The organism is Acinetobacter sp. YH12138 (genome assembly GCF_015218525.1).
GTDB lineage: Bacteria > Pseudomonadota > Gammaproteobacteria > Pseudomonadales > Moraxellaceae > Acinetobacter > Acinetobacter amyesii.
The window spans coordinates 1,079,682-1,097,402 of sequence record NZ_CP048670.1; the positions used below are offsets into that span (position 1 = coordinate 1,079,682).

Consider the following 17,721-nt stretch of genomic DNA (forward strand, 5'->3'; position numbering starts at 1 on the left):
ACTATCTTATGGCAAACAAAACAAACTTAACCATCGGCGGAATTATTGTTGCGCTTGCAGCAGCTTATTTCGGAATCGATTTACAACAACAAAAAACTGCACCAGTTCAGACGACAGCGGAACAAAACTCACAGCCACAAATAGAACCAGTACAACCCGCAGATGCTCAACAAAAAGGGCAGAGTGCTGAAGATGTTATTGCGCATGCATTTAAAAATAAACTCAGTAATGTTCAGGTTGAGGGTACAGGTCGAGTGAAAGCGGTACTTCGAGATGATAATGAAGGTAGTCGCCATCAAAAGTTCATTTTGACCTTAAATAATGGTCAAACCCTTTTAGTTGCACATAATATCGATCTAGCCCCACGAATTGATAACTTGCAAAAAGGCGATATAGTTCAATTTTACGGTGAATACGAATATTCAGATAAGGGTGGTGTGATGCACTGGACACATCACGATCCGAATGGACGTCATCAGGATGGTTGGTTAAAGCATCAAGGTAAAACCTATCAATAAAAATCAAGTAGTCATTTTTAACTTTAGTCATTTAAATGATTATGATTCAGATGAAGCTATCAACATAAAATTGGATTAACCATATTGAGTAAAAGCCAGTGTTTAAACACTGGCTTTTTGGTCGTATAAATAGAAAAAATGATTGGAAATACCAGAGATAGATACACCTATAAACAGTAGGGTTTTAAGCATCGAATATGAAGAAAACCGATGTGGAAGAAGTGAAAAAGAGATCCATGAAATTAATCGTGCTCTAAATGCTCTTTATTTGCGATTTATGGCGTGTTTTCCAATTACCAAGTACTTTGCCTGTAAATGTATCTAAACACCAAATAGGGCCAATGAGGAGGAATTGGAGATCTTTGAAAAAAGAGGGCTTTTTACCTTCAATTTTATGGCCATAAAATTGACCAATCCATGCGAATACAAAGAGTGCGATATAAAAGCCATAACCAACTGGTAGTACCCAAATTAGCCATACCATGATTAACGTTAACGCGGCCATTGCAACAGCAAGCACAATGTCTAAACGTGCGTAAAAGATAAATGCTAAGGCAAGTAAGACAGCAGTAAGTAGCGCGCTAAAATGCGCCAATATGCCAACGATTGAAAAATAAATCGTGGGTACGCAAATCCAGTGAATCATTTTATTGGTTTTATTTTGATGACTTTCGCTGTATTCATCAAACCATTCGTTGATTGTTTTCATGATAGTCCTTAATCATGGAGATGGACTCAAATATAAACAAGAATGGGGGATAGGTCAAAAGCAGCTTTACTGATGATTTGAAAGGCTAAGAGGCTTCAAATAAAAAAACCACGCTAAGCGTGGTCTGTTAAATGCAGTCACTTCATTGGAGAATTAAGAATTTGGACCGTCTACGCGTTCAATACTCACGTTTGCAGTACCTGCACTGGTAATACCCAATTGCTTAGCAGCACCATAAGATAAATCAAGAACACGGTTACCATGGAATGGACCACGGTCATTTACTTTCACCACGACACTTTTACCATTATTGCGATTCGTAACACGGATAAAGCAATTAAGTGGCAGGCTACGATGTGCTGCTGTAAGTGCGTTCATGTCAAAAGTTTCACCACTTGCTGTTTTACGACCGTGGAATTGACGACCGTACCAAGAAGCAGTACCTGTTTGAGTGAACTTACGAACAGTATTCGATGCAACAGTATTTAACTTTTCAATCACTGAAGGCTCATCTTCAGGAATTTCGATTTTAGCAGCGATTGTTTGACGACGAATTTTATCGCCAGAACGCTCAGTGATTGAAAGGCTACTTAAATTCGTAAAGTTTGAATTGAAGCTTTGAGCTTCTTTATTCAATACACGAGCTGCAAGACGCGAGTTGTCATTATCATGATTGAATGATGATGACTGAACCATCTCAGCTTGTGACTGACTTAGCGCAACTGCCGTGGCAACCGCTAAGGCATATTTAATAATTGATGACTGCATTGTTTATCTCCCAATGGCATATTTACTGGTTCAACTAAGTCGCTGATATCCATGTAAACACGTCTGATATTTCACTTTTGCAACTATATTTAACGAGATGGATAATATTCATGCCATCAATAGGCTGTCTAGTGTTTAATTAAAATACTTTGAAAATGTCTAAAAAATTAACAATAGTTGTTTAAAAAATAATCAATAATGTAACAAGGTGTGTAAAATGTCGAATAAATGCTCATTTTGTTGAAAATATTTATTGACTTTTTTGCTCTATAAGAAAAAACCAGTCTTATCGACTGGTAACTTCAGTGCCTAAAAGCCATAGTGCAGTCGCATACATACGGCTTTTGTTATAGGTTGTAATGACCTGAAAATTTGGATAAGTGATGTAATAAATTGGTCCATAACTATCTTGCAATTGGATGACATTGACTAAATCGAGATCATCGATTTTTACCAATGGATTCATAGGGGTTACACCTTGAGCCTTGAGTACACCATAGGGTGTTGGCTGGTTTAAATCCTTTGCAATAATAGCATCTGGGTTGTTTCCGCTATAGCGAGCAGCAAAAGCAATCGGTTGATTACGCTGCCAACCATAATTTGCTAAATAATTTGCAATTGAACCAATGGCATCGACAGCCGAATTACGCAGGTCAACATGACCATTGCCATCGTAGTCCACACCAAATTTTGGAATGTTACTTGGCATAAATTGAGGATAACCCACAGCACCTGCATATGAACCGACGACAGTGTTGGTTGGAACACCATCTTTATATGACCAAGCAATCAGTGCAGCAAGTTCATCTTGGAAATATTGCGCACGGCGTTCATAGCCAAAACCAAGGGTCGCCAAAGCATCACGGGTAATAAAATTACCTTTATTGCTGCCGTAGCCTGTTTCAACACCCAAAATGCCTAAAATCACGGATTGAGGCACACCAAATTGTTGTTCTGCACGATTTAAAGTGTCGGCATATTGATTTTTGAAGCGAACGCCGCGTTGAATTGTACTTTCAGCTAAAAAATTGGTTTTATATTGATACCAAGGCTTTGATTCGCCGGGTCGATTCATAATGCTAATAATATTGGGTAGGTTTTTACTACCTTGCATTGCCCAATCAATTTGATTTTCACTCAGACCATAGGTTTGCATTGCATTTTGTTTAAAGCTTGCATATGCCGGATGAGATTGGAAGTCGTTGGCCTGACAAAAACTGGTCAGTGAAAGTGAACCGGCCATAATGGCAATATGTGATAGTTTTTTATAAAAATTTCGATTTAGCATAAATAAAAAATTTCCAGTTGCTTTAGCGATGAGTATGAACAAAATTTCGAGGGGGTAAAGGTCCTGAAAATTGTGATGACCTTCTGGTTTCATAGCTAATTAAAGGTAAAGGTTACCAATAGCAACTAAGATACCACTGACAGTGCATGCTTTCATAAATAGATATACAAAAAAAGACAAAGCAAAGGTTTTTTTCGCAGTTAACATATTGAAAAGTGACATATTCATTTACATAACTTGCAAATATTCACAAATCATTTGAAATAAAGATGACTCTAAAACTCATGCGTCATAAAAACGCAGAACGAATAACCTTTATTGTGTTGCGAAATATTGTTTAGAAGCTACAAATTTTGCAAAGTAAAATCCAAAAACGAAGAGGCTTGATTAGAAAAGTACCGGTCTAAAACACCCATATGCAAGCAGTGGTTTATTCATTACATAGTTTTTTTCGCTAACGCTTCAATGCTGTTGAAAACGTCGCTATATATAGTAGAAATATAGACTGAATGATAAAAAAGAAAGAGATTGAATATTAAAATGGACGCATTGAAATTTAAACCAAAATGACGGCTCACATTAAAATATGATCTATATTCAGGTTCTTCCTGTTCTTTGTAGATTTTTAAAAATTGTGGATATCAATGTACTGTCTTTCTTTTAATAAAAATCTGTTCAATTCTAGAACTGTGTTTGCATGACTATATAGTCATTGTATCGGGATTCGATTTTATGCGTTTAGCCATAAAAAAACCTAGCCAAAGCTAGGTTTTGACGAAAAGCGAGATTTATTTGTTAAACATCGCATCATGTGCTTCTGCAAGGGCACTTAGCTCTTCTTTGGTTAAATTTGGGAAAATCTTATCAATTGCAATATGAATAGCTTTAATCACAGCAGAAGAACCGATATCGGCTGCTTTACGTTTAATCATGCCTAAATCGAGAGTTTTATTAAAGTCATTCATAAAATGACGCACTGCAGCTTCAGCAAACTGTTTATACAGTTCACCAAAAGCAGCTTTATTTATATCTGCGCCCGATTTAATTTCCGCATAACTATTTTTAAGGTTAGTGACTAGTCCTGCATCTAAACTTAGACCTACACGATAAGTGCCAGTCGCGTCTTGAAATAAACTTCGTTCTGAAAATTCAATGGATTGTTTCACCACATCATTCGGAGATTTACCTAGTAGTTGCTTTAACAATACAGCGACTGTTGATTTGACATAGCCAGCCAGTTTTTCTGCTGTGTCGCGCTTATCGCTTGCAGGAAACAGATGAACAGGAGCTAATATAGTTGCACCAATGATTTCTTCATTAATCAGCAAAGCTGTTTTATCACGTAAAGGATAAAGTGGTTCACTCGAATTTTTTTTCGCGTGACCAGTTTGGATACTGCTTAGAAGTTCCTCAGAAGGAATAAAACCAAAAAATGGCATCACTAACCTCAATTTTTTTATTGTCGCGCCAATCGAATGGGGCGAGGCATCCATGTTAAATCCGATACACGACAAGGGTTGATATCCAATCCACCACGGCGTGTATAGGCAGCATATACCATCAGCTGACTTGGTTTTAAATGTTGCCAAATATCGGCAAACATTTGCTCCACACATTGTTCGTGGAAACCATTATGCTGACGGTAAGAAATAATATAAGCCAGAATACTACGATAACAAGGCTTAGTACCTTTATACCGTATAAATACCGTTCCCCAATCAGGTTGACCCGTGACTGGACAGTTACTTCTTAATAAATGTGAATAAAGTTGAATTTCAACTTCTTCTTGCGCTGCATCTTCATCTAAAGAGAGTAAAGCTGCATTTGGATGATTTTCTAACTGGGTGGGTTCTAAGTCATCAATACAGATGCCTTGCGGTTTTGAAATTTCAACTTCATCAACATGAAATAGATCAATAGTCACAGCGGCATTGGCTGCAGCAGATAAGTCTTTTTCAACGGTTGCTTTAAACGCTGCCTGAGAATCAAATTTGGTAAAGTTCATACTATTAAAGTAGAGCTTTAAAGATTTGGATTCGATGAGGTTGTCTGAACTTGCAGGCAAAGTTAAACGGCCAATAGCGACTTGAGGCACACCAGAAGCATTTAACCAAGAAATTTCAAAAACATGCCACCAGTCTGTACCTTGGCGGATGCCTTCCACATGGGCATATTGTTCACGTGCAGTGGCACGTGCAATCGGAAACAGAATATCGGGTTGATATTCTGTTGGGTAGTTGGTGTCTTTACCTAAAAGGGATTGTTCTACACTCATTATTCACGCATTCCTGAACCACGAGAAAGTAAATGATACGCCACGCCATAAAGTACAACGCAACATGCAGTAATTACTGTCAGTGAAATGCCGACATTCACATCGCTATGGCCCAAAATACCGTAGCGGAATGCATTTACCATATACACGACAGGGTTGATTAAAGAGAGATTTTGCCAAAAAGGACTCAGTGATGAGATGGCATAGAAAACACCGCCTAAATAAGTCAGCGGAGTCAGGACGAAAGTCGGGATAATCGAAATGTCGTCAAAAGATTTTGCATAAACAGCATTAATAAATCCGCCAAGAGAAAACAGCAGCGAAGTAATGAGAACTGTATATATAGTTACGAAGATATTGGTCAGGTGTAATTCAGTAAAAAATAGGCTCATCACAGTGACAATAAAGCCGACTAAAACACCACGGCAAACACCACCGATCACATAACCCCAAAGCACCATGTGTAACGGTACTGGACTCATGATTAATTCTTCGATGCTTTTTTGAAATTTTGCACTAAAGAAACTGGATGACACATTGGCATAGCTGTTGGTGATGACCGCCATCATAATTAAGCCGGGCACGATGAACTGCATATAGCTAAAACCGCCCATTTGCCCAATGCGTGAACCAACTAAATTACCGAAAATCACAAAGTACAAACTCATGGTGATTGCCGGTGGGAGAAGGGTTTGCGGCCAAATACGCATGAAACGGCGAATTTCTTTATACACTAAGGTGTAGAGGGCAATACACAGTTGGTTAAAATTCATTGTGCTGCACCTTCAAGATTTTTTTCGACCATACGGACAAACAGTTCTTCTAGTCGGTTAGATTTATTACGCATACTACGAACCTGAATACCTTGAGATTCCATGAGTTGGAATAGATCATTTAAGGTATGGGCTTTATCCATAGTGACCTCTAAAGTGACGGGGTCAACTAAGTTGAAACGAACACCAATAATTTCAATATGGATCGGTTCAATGGGTTCGGCTAAATCGAAAATAAAGGTTTCTTCATTTAACTGACTGAGAAAACCTTTCATGCTGGTGTCTTCTTTAATCACACCACGGTCAATAATTGCGATTCGACGGCACAACATTTCTGCTTCTTCTAAATAGTGTGTCGTTAAAATAATAGACGTACCTTTTTCGTTCATTTCTGTGAGGAAATCCCACATCGAACGGCGTAGTTCAATATCAACACCAGCAGTCGGCTCATCTAAAATCAGCAGTTTAGGTTCATGCATCATGGCACGAGCGATCATTAAACGGCGTTTCATACCGCCCGATAACATACGTGCTTGGGTACTGCGTTTTTCCCAAAGACCAAGCTTTTCTAAATATTCCTCTGCACGTTTCTCTGCTATCTTTTTAGAAATACCGTAATAACCAGCTTGAGTCACCAAAATATCAAATGTTTTTTCAAATTGACCAAAGTTAAATTCTTGAGGGACAACGCCCAAACACTGCTTTGCATGCGAGGGATGGGTATCTAAATTGTGCCCAAAAATTTCGACAGTACCTGAAGTTTTACGGGTTAGTGAACTGATAATACTAATCGTGGTAGATTTTCCTGCACCATTGGGACCTAAAAGTGCATAAAATTCACCTTCGGGTACTGTTAAATCAATACCTTTAAGCGCCTGAAACCCATTTTTATAGGTTTTTGACAGCTGCTTTAACGTTAGTGCATCAGTCATAAATAATTCACTCTATAAATAGTGTGAGTATTGTGCGATATCGGGGCAAATAAACCAAGTAAATCGTATGGAATTCTGCATTTTATAAATAGAACGTTGTATAAAGCTTAAGCAGAAAAAAGCCTAACATCTATATAGTTGCTTTACCTTACAGTTTTTTTTGTTATGATGTGCGCAATCCAAAATAAGCGCTCATAGCTCAACTGGATAGAGTACAGGTCTCCGAAGCCTGTGGCGTGGGTTCGAGTCCCGCTGAGCGCACCACTTACATATTTCAATACATACCAAAATAACCGCAAATCCTTATAAATACTGTATTATCGCTCCTTTCTTTGTTTCAACTTGTTCCATGTAGTACCGCTATAATCCGAATTTTTAGCAGTACATTTAGCAGTACAACATGGCAGCACTAAATAATGTACTACTAAACATGGCCAGAACTGTCGTAAGTCTCACTGATACCAGGATCAAATCAGAAATTACTAAACACAAAAAATCACCAGATAAGATTGTAAAACTGTCTGACGGTGGTGGTTTATTTCTACTTTTAGATAAAAAAGGTGGAACTTATTGGCGGTTTGATTATTTTAAGCCCATAACAAAAAAGAGAACCACGATTGGCATTGGTATTTATCCAGCGATGACGTTGGCGGAAGCGCGAAAACATCGTGAAGAGTATCGTGAGCTACTGTCACAAGGTATAGATCCATTCACGCATAAGCAGCAATTAGAAGAACAAGCGCGATTTGCGTTGAACAATACATTTGAAGCTGTGGCTCGCGAATTTATGCAAACAGAAAAACTGGCTGAATCAACGCGGCATCGTAACGAATTTGTTTATCAGTATTTATTCGATGCAATCGGGAAAAAACCGATTCATGAAATAACGGCCCGTCAATTATTAGATGTTTGTCAAATTTATGAGAAGCAAGGGAAATCTGAAACGGCAAGACGCATGCGCTCTAAAGCCGGTCAAGTTTTTAAATATGGATTGGTGCTTGGTCTTTGTGACAGAAATGTCGCATTAGATATTCAGGGATTATTGCAGCCACATCGGGCGACTCATCATGCTGCAGTAACAGATCCAAAATTGTTGGGTGAACTTCTAGTTGCGATTGATCAATACACAAAGCGTGGATCTATCGTCATGTGTTACGCATTGCGAATATTGCCACATGTTTTTGTGCGCCCTGGTGAATTACGTGCAGCCAAATGGGCGGACATAGATTTAGAAAATAGCACCTGGTCTTATACGCCGGCCAAAACAGAAAATGCGATTGGTACACAGTTAATAGTGCCTCTATCACACCAGGTAAAAAAGCTTTTTGAAGAACTCAAAATGGTGACTGGTAATAATGAATACTGTTTTGCGAATTATTGGGGAAAAACACGGCTTTTATCTGACAGTTCTATCAATAAAGCACTTAAAAATTTAGGTTGGGAAAATGGTGAAACAACAGGGCATGGTTTTCGTGCAACTGCTCGGACGTTGCTAGATGAAGTTTTAAAATTCCCGATTGAGCGTATTGAACAGCAGCTGGGGCATCAAGTGCGTGATATGCATGGACGTGCCTATAATAGGACAAAATATTTAGATGAACGTCGAGTAATGATGCAAGCCTGGTCAGATTATCTGGATAGCTTAAAAGAAAAAGCCCTTAGTTTATAAGGGCTTTGATTTGTTCTGCATATGCTTCCGAAAGTTTATCAGGTAATTTGACACGTACTGATCGGCCAAATTCAATTCGTTCAAGTTCACCGCGATCAAACATTCTATAAACTGTAGTGCGGCCAATATCTAAAAGTTTGCAAGTTTGACTAATCGTTAAAACCATTATTTAGCCTCCTTTTCATCCAGCAGCTGCGCAAGCAGTACTGCACCTGTACGAATGCGATTCACTAATTTCGTGACGTTAGCATCATCGTAAGTCACTATATCATTTCGAAATTTAGGCAATGGTAGTTCTCGGCCAGCCTTTGAAAACTCATGATTGATATGCGCCACAATTTTGTTTTCAAGCTTACGTTTGAAGTTGGGGTTTTGAAGCATTTCAATGTGAGTCATTAATTTATTTTTCATGCTGATGCTTCCTTTCTCAATTGCTTAGTGCGTTCACGGCATTCAACGCAGTGGCACTTTCCGCTTTTATATACTTTGTATACAGTCAAACCATGCAAATCACATTTACCCTCAAAATAGTTTTGACCAGCATCTAAAGCTTTGGTTTTGGCATCAAAGTTAAATTTGTGACGTTGCTGCTCTTTTGTCAGTTTCTTTTCAATAGTTTTCAATACTGGACGATTAACACTCACTGAACGTGTCATCATCTTCCGCATAGTTTCCTGACTTGTTGTATATGATTCAGGTTTCGATCGACTAACACCCGATTGGCCAAAAGGGATTTGTGTCACTTTGCCCTTGGCCTTAAGAAAGTCGTCGACTTGGTTGGCAAGGGCAATAGCTTTGCCCTTGGCCTTAAGAAAGTCGTCGACTTGGTTGGCAAGGGCAATAGCTTTGCCCTGATTGATGTAAACATCATGTGCAAGATTCGAGTTCATTGATGCTCTCCCAATTCTTGAATCAAACGCGCTGCAGTAACACTGTCAACAGTCGCAGGTACGATGTGATTTCCAAGCATGTGAAAAGTGATGATATGAGCGCCGTTTTGAAGTCGGTAGACCACATTTGTCATATTTGCTAAATGGATCGTATGTTCTGCATTATTCAAATCAGTAAACTGAAGCATGTCTTATTCTCCAATTTTAGTTTTATGTTGCATTGCTTGCGCCTTCAGTTCACCAGCATGATTAATCATCAAGCGGAAAAATATTGAGGCAGCCAAAACAGCGGGACAAACAATAAAAATGAACACGGCAACATGGCCATAATGTAAATTCATGGCACATACCCCACAGCGTCCACAGCATTGTTAAGGTGCTTGTCTTCATCAGATAGAGCAACTGGAGTGTCTTGGATCAAACAATGACAGCATTGTTCGTCCGTATAATTTGGACATTTCCCTTGGCAAGCATGGCCACCTTTTTTTCGATGCAGTTTTGGCCATGAATCAATGACTGATTGCTCGGGTACGATGCTTTCAGGAGTAACTGATAAGTTCATACATACTCCTCGATCAATTGAGCACGCATAGCCTTTGCAACCTCATTAAGCCATTTAGCTTTTTCAGTTAAGTCAATAAATTCGAAATTGATTGCAGCATCAATGAATGCATTTGCTTGTGCAATTGCGATTGTAAATTCGTGTTGATTGTTTGACTTATAGATGCTGTGAATAGCGGTCTGTATCTGTGAAACAGCACGTTCTTTGTAGAAAACAAAGTCTTTAATTTGGGGTAGACCAAAGTCATCAGCGAGTAGACGACTGACAATGATTTGATCGAATTGATCATTTTTTTGAGGATTTGAATTTTTCATAAAAAAACCTAAGTGTAGTTAGATTGAAATTAATCTAACCTAGCTTAGGTTTAATGGCAATAAATATTTCTAAGTTTACTTAGAAAAAATTACTTATATTTGATATTTAAAGAAATTTTTTCGAAGGTTCAAATCTACCTACATACTTTCCTTTGTATAAGCAATTCTCTTTCAAATTTATGATATTGGGTTGGAAATTAGGATTAAGTGCTTGAAGATAAATATTATTGTGTTCACGTACTAATGCCTTGAACGTGGCATCACCATCACATTGAGCGACAATCATTTCACCTGTTTGAACGGAATCAAAGTCTACATCAGGATCAATACATACATAATCACCATCTTTAAAATGTGGTGAATTGCTAGTTCCTTGGATAATCATATAGAAACTATTTTTACCTGCATTAGGTGGTGCTGGAAGCCATTGTTCTATTTCATAATTTTCTAAACAACGAATACTGGTCCAATTACCAGCCTGTACATAGCTAAGTACAGGGAGTAACCGGACTACTGGGCGAACATCACGCACAGATGGTTCTGAGCCTTCAACACCATATTTCAAATAATTAACTGTTGTATCAAGTACTTCAGCAATAGCCATTAAAGTCTGAAATTGTGGTTCATTAACATCACGTTCCCAATATCCAACGGTGACATCAGATACATCAACAAGATTTCCAAGTTTACCTTGAGTTAGTTTTTTACTTTTTCTCAATTTTTTGATTCTTGAGCCAAGGGTTTCCATGAGCTTTCCCATAAAAATAAATCTAAGCTATCTTAGCTATTGACGTTACGTTAAAACTTCGATTTAATAAATCTAAGTCAACTTAGATTTATTGGTGAATTATGAAACGCCGAGAAGCGTGCAATCTGCTTGGATGCAATCTTTTAGAATTATCAATCAAGCTAAATATTTCTGATTCTGCGGTCGCTCAGTGGGGTGATGATCGCGATATTCCAAAATTAAGGGAATATGAGGTATTGGAACTGGTCCGAATAAACAAAGCAGAAGCTATGTCAAATTTAGCTATGTCATCTGACTTAGAAAATATCCAAAATTAAGGACAAATTAGATATGAGTGATTTTTTATCAAATTTCGCTGCACAAAATGCTGTCTTGCCTTTGGATGTTGCGCTATATCGTGCTTGTAAAGATAGACATGGAAGTAAAGCCGCCATAGCTGAAATTCATGGGTTTAATCCAATGGTATTCAGCAAATGTGTTGATATACAAAATACGCAATATCATTTGCATCCTGAACATGTCGAAGCAATTTTGAACTACACAAAAGACATTCGCATTTTGCAAAGTGCAGCTGCCGCGCATGGTAATGCAGTGGTTTACGAATTACCTGCCGTTATTGATATTCATGACACGGGCTTTTTGGCCAATATAGGTGCAATTTCTAACCGTGTAGGTGAGTTATTCACAACGGTGAGTGCTGCATTGAAAGATGGACGAATAGTCGATGTTGAACTGGCAAGCATTGAAAAAGATGCAATGTGTCTGATTGCAGCTGTAGCACAACTTAAAAAATTAGCCCGTCAAAAGGCAGAAAATGATGTGGAGACAAATTAATGGCTCTAACATTTGATCAAGTGCGGGATGCTGCGCTCGGACGTTGGAAAGATCTTGTATACCCGGCATTTGGCATCACAGTACCAGCTAAAAAAAATATGCATGGTCCATGTCCGATTTGTGGCGGTAAAGACCGTTTTCGTTGTGACGACAAACAGGGAAAAGGTACGTGGATCTGTAATCAATGTGGTGCAGGTGATGGATTTGCACTGATTGAAAAGTCTCGCAGCATGAACTATTCAGAAGTTTTAACAGAAGTTGGCGCAGTACTGGGCTTATCTGCAGAAACCAAAGTCACAGATGCAGACCGTAAAAAATGGAAAGAAAAGGCCGAAGCACAAGCCAAAGCAGCTGAACTTGAAGAGCGTAAAGCACAAGAAGCTGCAGCCAAACGTGCGGCACGGATCTGGGCCTATAAATCATCTGATCGTGATTGCCCGTACTTGGCACGCAAGCAGGTTCAAAACCATGGCTGTCGCATAAATGGCAAAGGAAATCTGATTGTTCCGCTGTTTGATATAGACGGAAAAATTTGGAATGTTCAAGAAATTCATGCGGATGGCCATAAGCCTTTTTTACCAGGCGGGCGAGTCAGTGCATGTTTTTACATGATTGGCCAGGTGACTCAGCAAGATCAAATTATCTGTATAGCTGAGGGCTATGCGACTGGTGCCAGCATTTATGAGGCGACCGGTCACGTCACGGTTGTGGCGTTTAATTCAGGAAATATAGACAAAGTGGGTAAAGAAATACGCATATTGCATCCGCATGCACGTCTTGTGTATTGCGCTGACGATGACAGTCATTCGACTCCACCTGATGCAGGCTTAAAAGCTGCGAATAAAGCTGTGGCTGCAACAGGCGGCATTGTGATTATCCCCGAATTTAGTCAAGCGGTGAACGTATGAGTCAAGATGAAATGTTAGAGCAGCCGCAGGCATCATCAAAGCCACTATCAGATTTCAATGACCTGCATGTGTCAGAGGGACTAGGGGTTGTGCGGGAGCAGATTGAAAGCGGTATTTCGTCACAATCTTCAGCTTTTTCTGTTTCCCCAGACCCCCTTGTTTTAGCCGACCACCTTTCGGGGCAAATGTCAGAATTTGGGCATGATATTGGCTTTGAAAAACAAATGAATGCTTGTGAAGATTCAAGGCTTGATGATTTTTCCTTGGATTTTGCACCTCCTATGAATGGTCACCCAGAAACTGGCTCGCAGGAGCATCAGGGGGCTAGGGGTGGACACACTGATGATGAGAAATTACAAAATGCCTTGGATCGTTATGCGGTTATCTCATGCAGTAATGATGCTTTCGATTTAAAAAACAACCATAAATTTAAGATTTCATCTCTAAAGCACACACTAAGCACGACATTTAAGTACTGGTATAGCCATGACAATAGAAAAACTATTGAAAAAGATGAAGTTGAGAAACTATTAATCGAAAATGCTGGTGCAGTTGCGCCAAATATGAGCAAAAACTGTGTGCTGCTTAAAGGTGAAACTTTTTTGTATGACAAGTCGTTAAATCGTGTTGTTGGCTGGTCAGCTGCACAACTGATGTATCCGCATGAGTATAAAAAGTGGATTGAAAGTCCGACTCGTTGTGAAATTGATTATGAAAAATTGATTTTTGACCCGACTCGAAAAATTGATATTGATCCAAACTATATCAATACATTTGAAGGTTATCCCGTTAAAGAATTGTTGGATCAGGAGCAGAACCGCATTGAATATGCAATAACTCGGTCACGTTGTACTGCGATCTTGAAAATGATTTGGTCACTATGTAATGGCGATTCAAGTATTCAACGGTGGTTGCTTCAATGGCTAGCATATCCATTACAAAATGAAGGCCAAAAAGCGCACAGTGCTGTCTTAATGGCAAGCCATATACAGGGTTCAGGTAAAACTACACTGTTTGAGAAAGTTATGGGTGGTATTTATGGGAAATATCATAGAGTGATTACTTCCCAGGAGCTAGAAAGTCCGCAATTTAACGGATGGCTTAATAATGCTGCATTTATTTTTGGTGAAGAAATTGCGACGAATGCAACTAAGTACAACGTTACACCTTATTTGAATGCATTAATTACTGCAAAAAGTGTCACGATTAATGAAAAGCAGCGTCCACAGAAACAGGTTCCTGCATATTTCAATATGGCTTTCGCATCAAACGAAAATATACCATTTCCGTTGCACGGAGAGGCTCGTCGATGGTTCGTAATTGCTCCACAAAATAAACTAGACGAAGGTTTAAGTGAACAAGTTTATGCAGAAATTGCTGGAGATGGTTTGGATGCTTTTTACACCTATTTGTTGAGTATTCCATTGGATGATTTTAAGCATGATAAGCCGCCAATAACAGATGCTAAGCGATTGTTAATTAATGCGAGTAAGCGTTCGATTGAAGTTTTTATCGACGAATGGCTATCTGGCGAAACAAAATACAAGTGCATCAGCTGCAAAGCAAAACAGCTATATGAATCTTATAAAGAATGGGCTTCATCATCCCTTGAACACAAATATTCTTATCGAAAATTTACGGAGGATTTAAAGAAAATTGAAGGTATTAATTTACTTGAAAAACAGCGGTGGAGGTATGGCCGAGAGGAAGGGCAGTCTCTAATAATCGCCATTGGTGAGCGACCAGATGGAAAAACGGATATGGATTGGTATGGCGAGTGTGCAAATGAATTCGAGAAGGGGGTTCCAAATGTTCTTGACAAATAGTTTATCAAAACCTAATATTTATCTCGTTAAAACAATGGCTTATAAGTCATTAAATGTGAACGATGGGAATGATAAAAAACCTCGTTCACACGTTCGTTCACACGATAACCGATTGAATAACAAGCTAATATTCGGTAAATGTGAACGAGTGAATAGTTTCTCATGCGCACACGTGGGAAATTATTTTATTTCCTCTATATTTTCAATTCTTTCTATTAGATTTACTGTATTTATTTTTTTTGTTCTCTCACGCGCGTATATTTTATTATTCACTTGTTCACATTTAATTAAAATAAACCTAAAAACAATGGCTTACCATGTGAACGAGCTTAGAAACTCATTCCCATGTCATTCACATCATTCACATTTGGGGTGATGTAATGGAGAAATTCATGCGTTTACTCAATCCAAAGTCAATCAATTACGAAGCAGATCGCATTGATGGTGGCCAGCCATCAATGACAGCACAAGATATTCTGCTAGCAATGAGCTTCGCAAAACTGACTAAGCTACAAGACAACTTGATCCGCTTAAAATACTTTGGTGCAAACACCAAAGGCAATGTACAAATCTTTAGTGAAATTCTAGTTGGCAAGTATGAACAGCAGTTCACTGATGCGGGTGTGAATCAGATTTATCATCAGTCCATCGTACTGATTGCATTGACCGAGTTTTGTCTGGTCCCTGCAAGTTATAAACCTACTGAGCGTGCACGTGCTTCAATTTGTGGCTGGAGTGATACGACTGTTAGAAATCATATGAAAATCTGTGTTGAGTACACACTTAAAGATTTGAATGCTGAGTTATCTTTTGGCGAAGAAAAGATTTTTACTTGTATAAGTAAATCTAAGTAAACTTTGATATTGACTCAAAAGCAAAATGAGGTTAAATTTTACCACAATGGAAAACTCTAGATAAAAGCGCTGTAGTTCTCCATGGAACCGAAAGGTTCTTTAAACAAACTGCATGATTACCCTCGGAAAGTTCATGCAGTTTTTTTATGCCCGCATGTTGCACTGGTCGCAATCATGCGGGTTTTTTTATGGGATACGCAGGCATGGCTAAAAAGAATCGAGCAGCTCACTGGCAGGAGCATGAGCAATCAGCCGACAAAGCTGAGAAGGCCAGAGCAAAACCGCTAAAAGATGACAAGGCCAAAGCATGGCGTAAAGCCTGTGCAGATTATCTACTGGCGAATCGATACTGCTATGACTGCACTAAGCGTGGTTATACAAGCCCAGCAGATCAGGTTGCGCACATTGATCAGCCTATCAGCCAAGTGAAGTTCTGGAACATCGATAACTGGCAGGCATTGTGTGAGCCATGCTTCCAGCGGATCACTGAGGGCAAGCCACTGACTGTGCAGGAACCCATACCTAAAGACGCAAAATTATATACGGTGAAGTAATGGCACGATTAACAAAGCTGGGTGGATCACTACCAACACTCAAGAGTAATCAACCGACCTTAGCCAAACAAGAAAACTATGGCCAAGGTCGTGGCGGTCGGCCATGGCGTCGGATCAAACGTGAAGTGCATGTGCGTGATAACTGGACGTGCTGCAAGTGCCAGCGTGTATCCATGAACCTTGAGTGTGACCATATCGTAAACAAAGCCCAAGGCGGAACGGATGACATGGACAACCTGCAGTCGTTATGCAAGCAATGCCATGACCAGAAGACACAACAAGAAAGCAAACACGGGATGCAAAGATTTTAGAACATACAGAACTGGCACACGTTAGCTTAGTTCAATGTTGGCAGCTCGGAATAGACGGCACGTTCATGTGTAAGCAAACTCATGAATGATTCTATGTCTCAGCAGGATGCTGAGAGGACAGAGTGGGTAGTGAAAGGATTCATACCTTGGTGACGGCAAGCCATTAACACATCAATTGGCCATCGTGGACGACTCTAATCCCTGTCAGAAATGGCAGGGATTTTTAATTCGTGGAACATATATCGTGATTCATTTTATTAAAGTTTTCGTGGAACATTTTAATAAAATGAATGACTTGCATCATATTGGTGCGCATTTTACCCCGTGGGGGTATCAAAATTTAAAAATTTCGGTCCCAACGGACACCGCCCCCTAATCTCATTTGTAAAAAAATTCCTGATTTGAGCAAAAGTAAATAAACTTTTTATTCAAAATCATAAATTTAGGTTAATTTTTTTAAATATTCAGCATTGAAGGTGAAAATATGGCTTTGACTGAACAGATGAAAAAATTTGCTCATGCCAAACTGAAAAGTGATCCAGAGACTGGAAAGCAACTGTCAAACAAGCAAGCGGCCATTGAAGCGGGCTATTCTGAGAAGTCGGCTGGGTCGAAAGGCAGCCAGTTGGCCCAAAATCCCGAGGTCATTACCTATCTGGACGGGCTTTTAAAATCAGGGGGAGAGGGGGCGGCGGTCTTTGAATCTATGCCTTTGGGCGAAGCCGCGATACAAGCCGACTTCAAGGAGATGGAGAGTGTATCAAACTCTTTAGATTTTTTGCGATCAATTTATAAAAATGCACGTTTGGAACGTAAGGTGCGAATTGAAGCTGCCAAAGCTGCTTTGCCGTATGAGTTTGGCAAAGTGGGTGAAATGGGTGTGAAGCAAGGCCGTGAAAATGCGGCTGGTGATGTTTCTGAAAATGACGATGACTTTGCAACTGCTGGTAATCAACGTGCAGCTCGGGGTCAACATAGAGTGAGTTGA

General features: G+C 39.3%; 25 protein-coding genes and 1 tRNA gene. 11 read left to right on the forward strand and 15 right to left on the reverse strand.

Translation table 11 applies throughout. The features are described from left to right. The first annotated feature begins 8 nt into the window (after positions 1–8). Entirely contained in the window at positions 9–518 is a 510-nt protein-coding gene (locus G0029_RS05155; protein ID WP_180110028.1) for a DUF3465 domain-containing protein, read from the forward strand. Between the two features lie 253 nt (positions 519–771). On the opposite strand, the gene G0029_RS05160 is transcribed toward G0029_RS05155, so the two are convergent. The 7 genes from G0029_RS05160 to G0029_RS05190 all read right to left on the reverse strand — a co-directional run bounded on the left by G0029_RS05160 (position 772) and on the right by G0029_RS05190 (position 7,263). Further along, positions 772–1,227, reverse strand: coding sequence for a DUF962 domain-containing protein (locus tag G0029_RS05160; protein ID WP_180110029.1), 456 nt, complete (start codon positions 1,225–1,227; stop codon positions 772–774). A 153-nt stretch (positions 1,228–1,380) separates the two neighbouring features. Next, a complete protein-coding gene (locus G0029_RS05165; RefSeq protein ID WP_078190310.1) occupies positions 1,381–1,995 on the reverse strand; it encodes a septal ring lytic transglycosylase RlpA family protein in 615 nt (204 codons plus the stop codon). 286 nt (positions 1,996–2,281) lie between these two features. Beyond that, positions 2,282–3,283 (reverse strand): lytic murein transglycosylase B, encoded by a 1,002-nt coding sequence (gene mltB / locus G0029_RS05170; RefSeq protein ID WP_180108307.1) that lies wholly within the window; start codon positions 3,281–3,283, stop codon positions 2,282–2,284. 788 nt (positions 3,284–4,071) lie between these two features. Then, positions 4,072–4,722: a hypothetical protein gene (locus tag G0029_RS05175; protein WP_180108306.1), complete on the reverse strand. Its 651-nt coding sequence runs from the start codon at positions 4,720–4,722 to the stop codon at positions 4,072–4,074. A gap of 17 nt (positions 4,723–4,739) precedes the next feature. Next, positions 4,740–5,558 carry an NADPH-dependent 7-cyano-7-deazaguanine reductase QueF gene (gene queF, locus G0029_RS05180; RefSeq protein WP_111883994.1) on the reverse strand — a complete coding sequence of 273 codons (819 nt, stop codon included), beginning with the start codon at positions 5,556–5,558 and terminating at the stop codon, positions 4,740–4,742. Beyond that, positions 5,558–6,331, reverse strand: coding sequence for an ABC transporter permease (locus tag G0029_RS05185; protein ID WP_180023368.1), 774 nt, complete (start codon positions 6,329–6,331; stop codon positions 5,558–5,560). Before G0029_RS05185 ends, queF begins: the two co-directional genes overlap by 1 nt. Further along, entirely contained in the window at positions 6,328–7,263 is a 936-nt protein-coding gene (locus tag G0029_RS05190) for an ABC transporter ATP-binding protein (protein WP_111883996.1), read from the reverse strand. The genes G0029_RS05185 and G0029_RS05190 overlap by 4 nt, the downstream gene beginning before the upstream one ends. Positions 7,264–7,451: 188 nt before the next feature. Here G0029_RS05190 and G0029_RS05195 point away from each other — a divergent pair. After that, a tRNA-Arg gene (locus tag G0029_RS05195) sits at positions 7,452–7,527 on the forward strand. A 166-nt stretch (positions 7,528–7,693) separates the two neighbouring features. Next, the gene (locus G0029_RS05200; RefSeq protein ID WP_111884028.1) at positions 7,694–8,932 is read left to right on the forward strand and encodes a tyrosine-type recombinase/integrase; all 1,239 of its coding nucleotides are present in this window, start codon (positions 7,694–7,696) and stop codon (positions 8,930–8,932) included. Here G0029_RS05200 and G0029_RS05205 read toward each other — a convergent pair. The 8 genes from G0029_RS05205 to G0029_RS05240 all read right to left on the reverse strand — a co-directional run bounded on the left by G0029_RS05205 (position 8,922) and on the right by G0029_RS05240 (position 11,446). Continuing rightward, entirely contained in the window at positions 8,922–9,098 is a 177-nt protein-coding gene (locus G0029_RS05205) for a helix-turn-helix domain-containing protein (protein ID WP_111883997.1), read from the reverse strand. The genes G0029_RS05200 and G0029_RS05205 overlap by 11 nt on opposite strands. Continuing rightward, positions 9,098–9,343: a hypothetical protein gene (locus tag G0029_RS05210; RefSeq protein ID WP_227591870.1), complete on the reverse strand. Its 246-nt coding sequence runs from the start codon at positions 9,341–9,343 to the stop codon at positions 9,098–9,100. The genes G0029_RS05205 and G0029_RS05210 overlap by 1 nt, the downstream gene beginning before the upstream one ends. Next, positions 9,340–9,822 carry a hypothetical protein gene (locus G0029_RS05215; RefSeq protein ID WP_180110030.1) on the reverse strand — a complete coding sequence of 161 codons (483 nt, stop codon included), beginning with the start codon at positions 9,820–9,822 and terminating at the stop codon, positions 9,340–9,342. The genes G0029_RS05210 and G0029_RS05215 overlap by 4 nt, the downstream gene beginning before the upstream one ends. After that, positions 9,819–10,010, reverse strand: coding sequence for a hypothetical protein (locus tag G0029_RS05220; RefSeq protein ID WP_180110031.1), 192 nt, complete (start codon positions 10,008–10,010; stop codon positions 9,819–9,821). The genes G0029_RS05215 and G0029_RS05220 overlap by 4 nt, the downstream gene beginning before the upstream one ends. Before the next feature lie 3 nt (positions 10,011–10,013). Continuing rightward, a complete protein-coding gene (locus G0029_RS05225; RefSeq protein ID WP_180040740.1) occupies positions 10,014–10,163 on the reverse strand; it encodes a hypothetical protein in 150 nt (49 codons plus the stop codon). Continuing rightward, positions 10,160–10,384 (reverse strand): hypothetical protein, encoded by a 225-nt coding sequence (locus G0029_RS05230; RefSeq protein WP_180110032.1) that lies wholly within the window; start codon positions 10,382–10,384, stop codon positions 10,160–10,162. Before G0029_RS05230 ends, G0029_RS05225 begins: the two co-directional genes overlap by 4 nt. Next, a complete protein-coding gene (locus G0029_RS05235) occupies positions 10,381–10,698 on the reverse strand; it encodes a hypothetical protein (protein WP_180110033.1) in 318 nt (105 codons plus the stop codon). Before G0029_RS05235 ends, G0029_RS05230 begins: the two co-directional genes overlap by 4 nt. 106 nt (positions 10,699–10,804) lie before the next feature. Then, positions 10,805–11,446 carry a LexA family protein gene (locus G0029_RS05240; RefSeq protein ID WP_180110034.1) on the reverse strand — a complete coding sequence of 214 codons (642 nt, stop codon included), beginning with the start codon at positions 11,444–11,446 and terminating at the stop codon, positions 10,805–10,807. 101 nt (positions 11,447–11,547) lie between these two features. Between G0029_RS05240 and G0029_RS05245 the strand changes: the two genes are divergently transcribed. The 8 genes from G0029_RS05245 (at position 11,548) to G0029_RS05280 (ending at position 17,721) form a co-directional block, all read left to right on the forward strand. Then, entirely contained in the window at positions 11,548–11,763 is a 216-nt protein-coding gene (locus G0029_RS05245) for a hypothetical protein (RefSeq protein WP_180040748.1), read from the forward strand. A gap of 13 nt (positions 11,764–11,776) precedes the next feature. After that, the gene (locus G0029_RS05250; RefSeq protein ID WP_180110035.1) at positions 11,777–12,280 is read left to right on the forward strand and encodes a phage regulatory CII family protein; all 504 of its coding nucleotides are present in this window, start codon (positions 11,777–11,779) and stop codon (positions 12,278–12,280) included. Beyond that, positions 12,280–13,188 carry a primase-helicase zinc-binding domain-containing protein gene (locus tag G0029_RS05255; protein ID WP_180110036.1) on the forward strand — a complete coding sequence of 303 codons (909 nt, stop codon included), beginning with the start codon at positions 12,280–12,282 and terminating at the stop codon, positions 13,186–13,188. Before G0029_RS05250 ends, G0029_RS05255 begins: the two co-directional genes overlap by 1 nt. Next, a complete protein-coding gene (locus G0029_RS05260; protein ID WP_180110037.1) occupies positions 13,185–15,014 on the forward strand; it encodes a DUF5906 domain-containing protein in 1,830 nt (609 codons plus the stop codon). Before G0029_RS05255 ends, G0029_RS05260 begins: the two co-directional genes overlap by 4 nt. A gap of 392 nt (positions 15,015–15,406) precedes the next feature. Continuing rightward, entirely contained in the window at positions 15,407–15,868 is a 462-nt protein-coding gene (locus tag G0029_RS05265; RefSeq protein WP_227591871.1) for a hypothetical protein, read from the forward strand. 146 nt (positions 15,869–16,014) lie between these two features. Further along, a complete protein-coding gene (locus tag G0029_RS05270; RefSeq protein ID WP_180110039.1) occupies positions 16,015–16,422 on the forward strand; it encodes an HNH endonuclease signature motif containing protein in 408 nt (135 codons plus the stop codon). After that, positions 16,422–16,733 (forward strand): HNH endonuclease, encoded by a 312-nt coding sequence (locus G0029_RS05275; protein WP_180110040.1) that lies wholly within the window; start codon positions 16,422–16,424, stop codon positions 16,731–16,733. The genes G0029_RS05270 and G0029_RS05275 overlap by 1 nt, the downstream gene beginning before the upstream one ends. Positions 16,734–17,217: 484 nt before the next feature. Then, positions 17,218–17,721 (forward strand): terminase small subunit, encoded by a 504-nt coding sequence (locus G0029_RS05280; RefSeq protein WP_180110041.1) that lies wholly within the window; start codon positions 17,218–17,220, stop codon positions 17,719–17,721.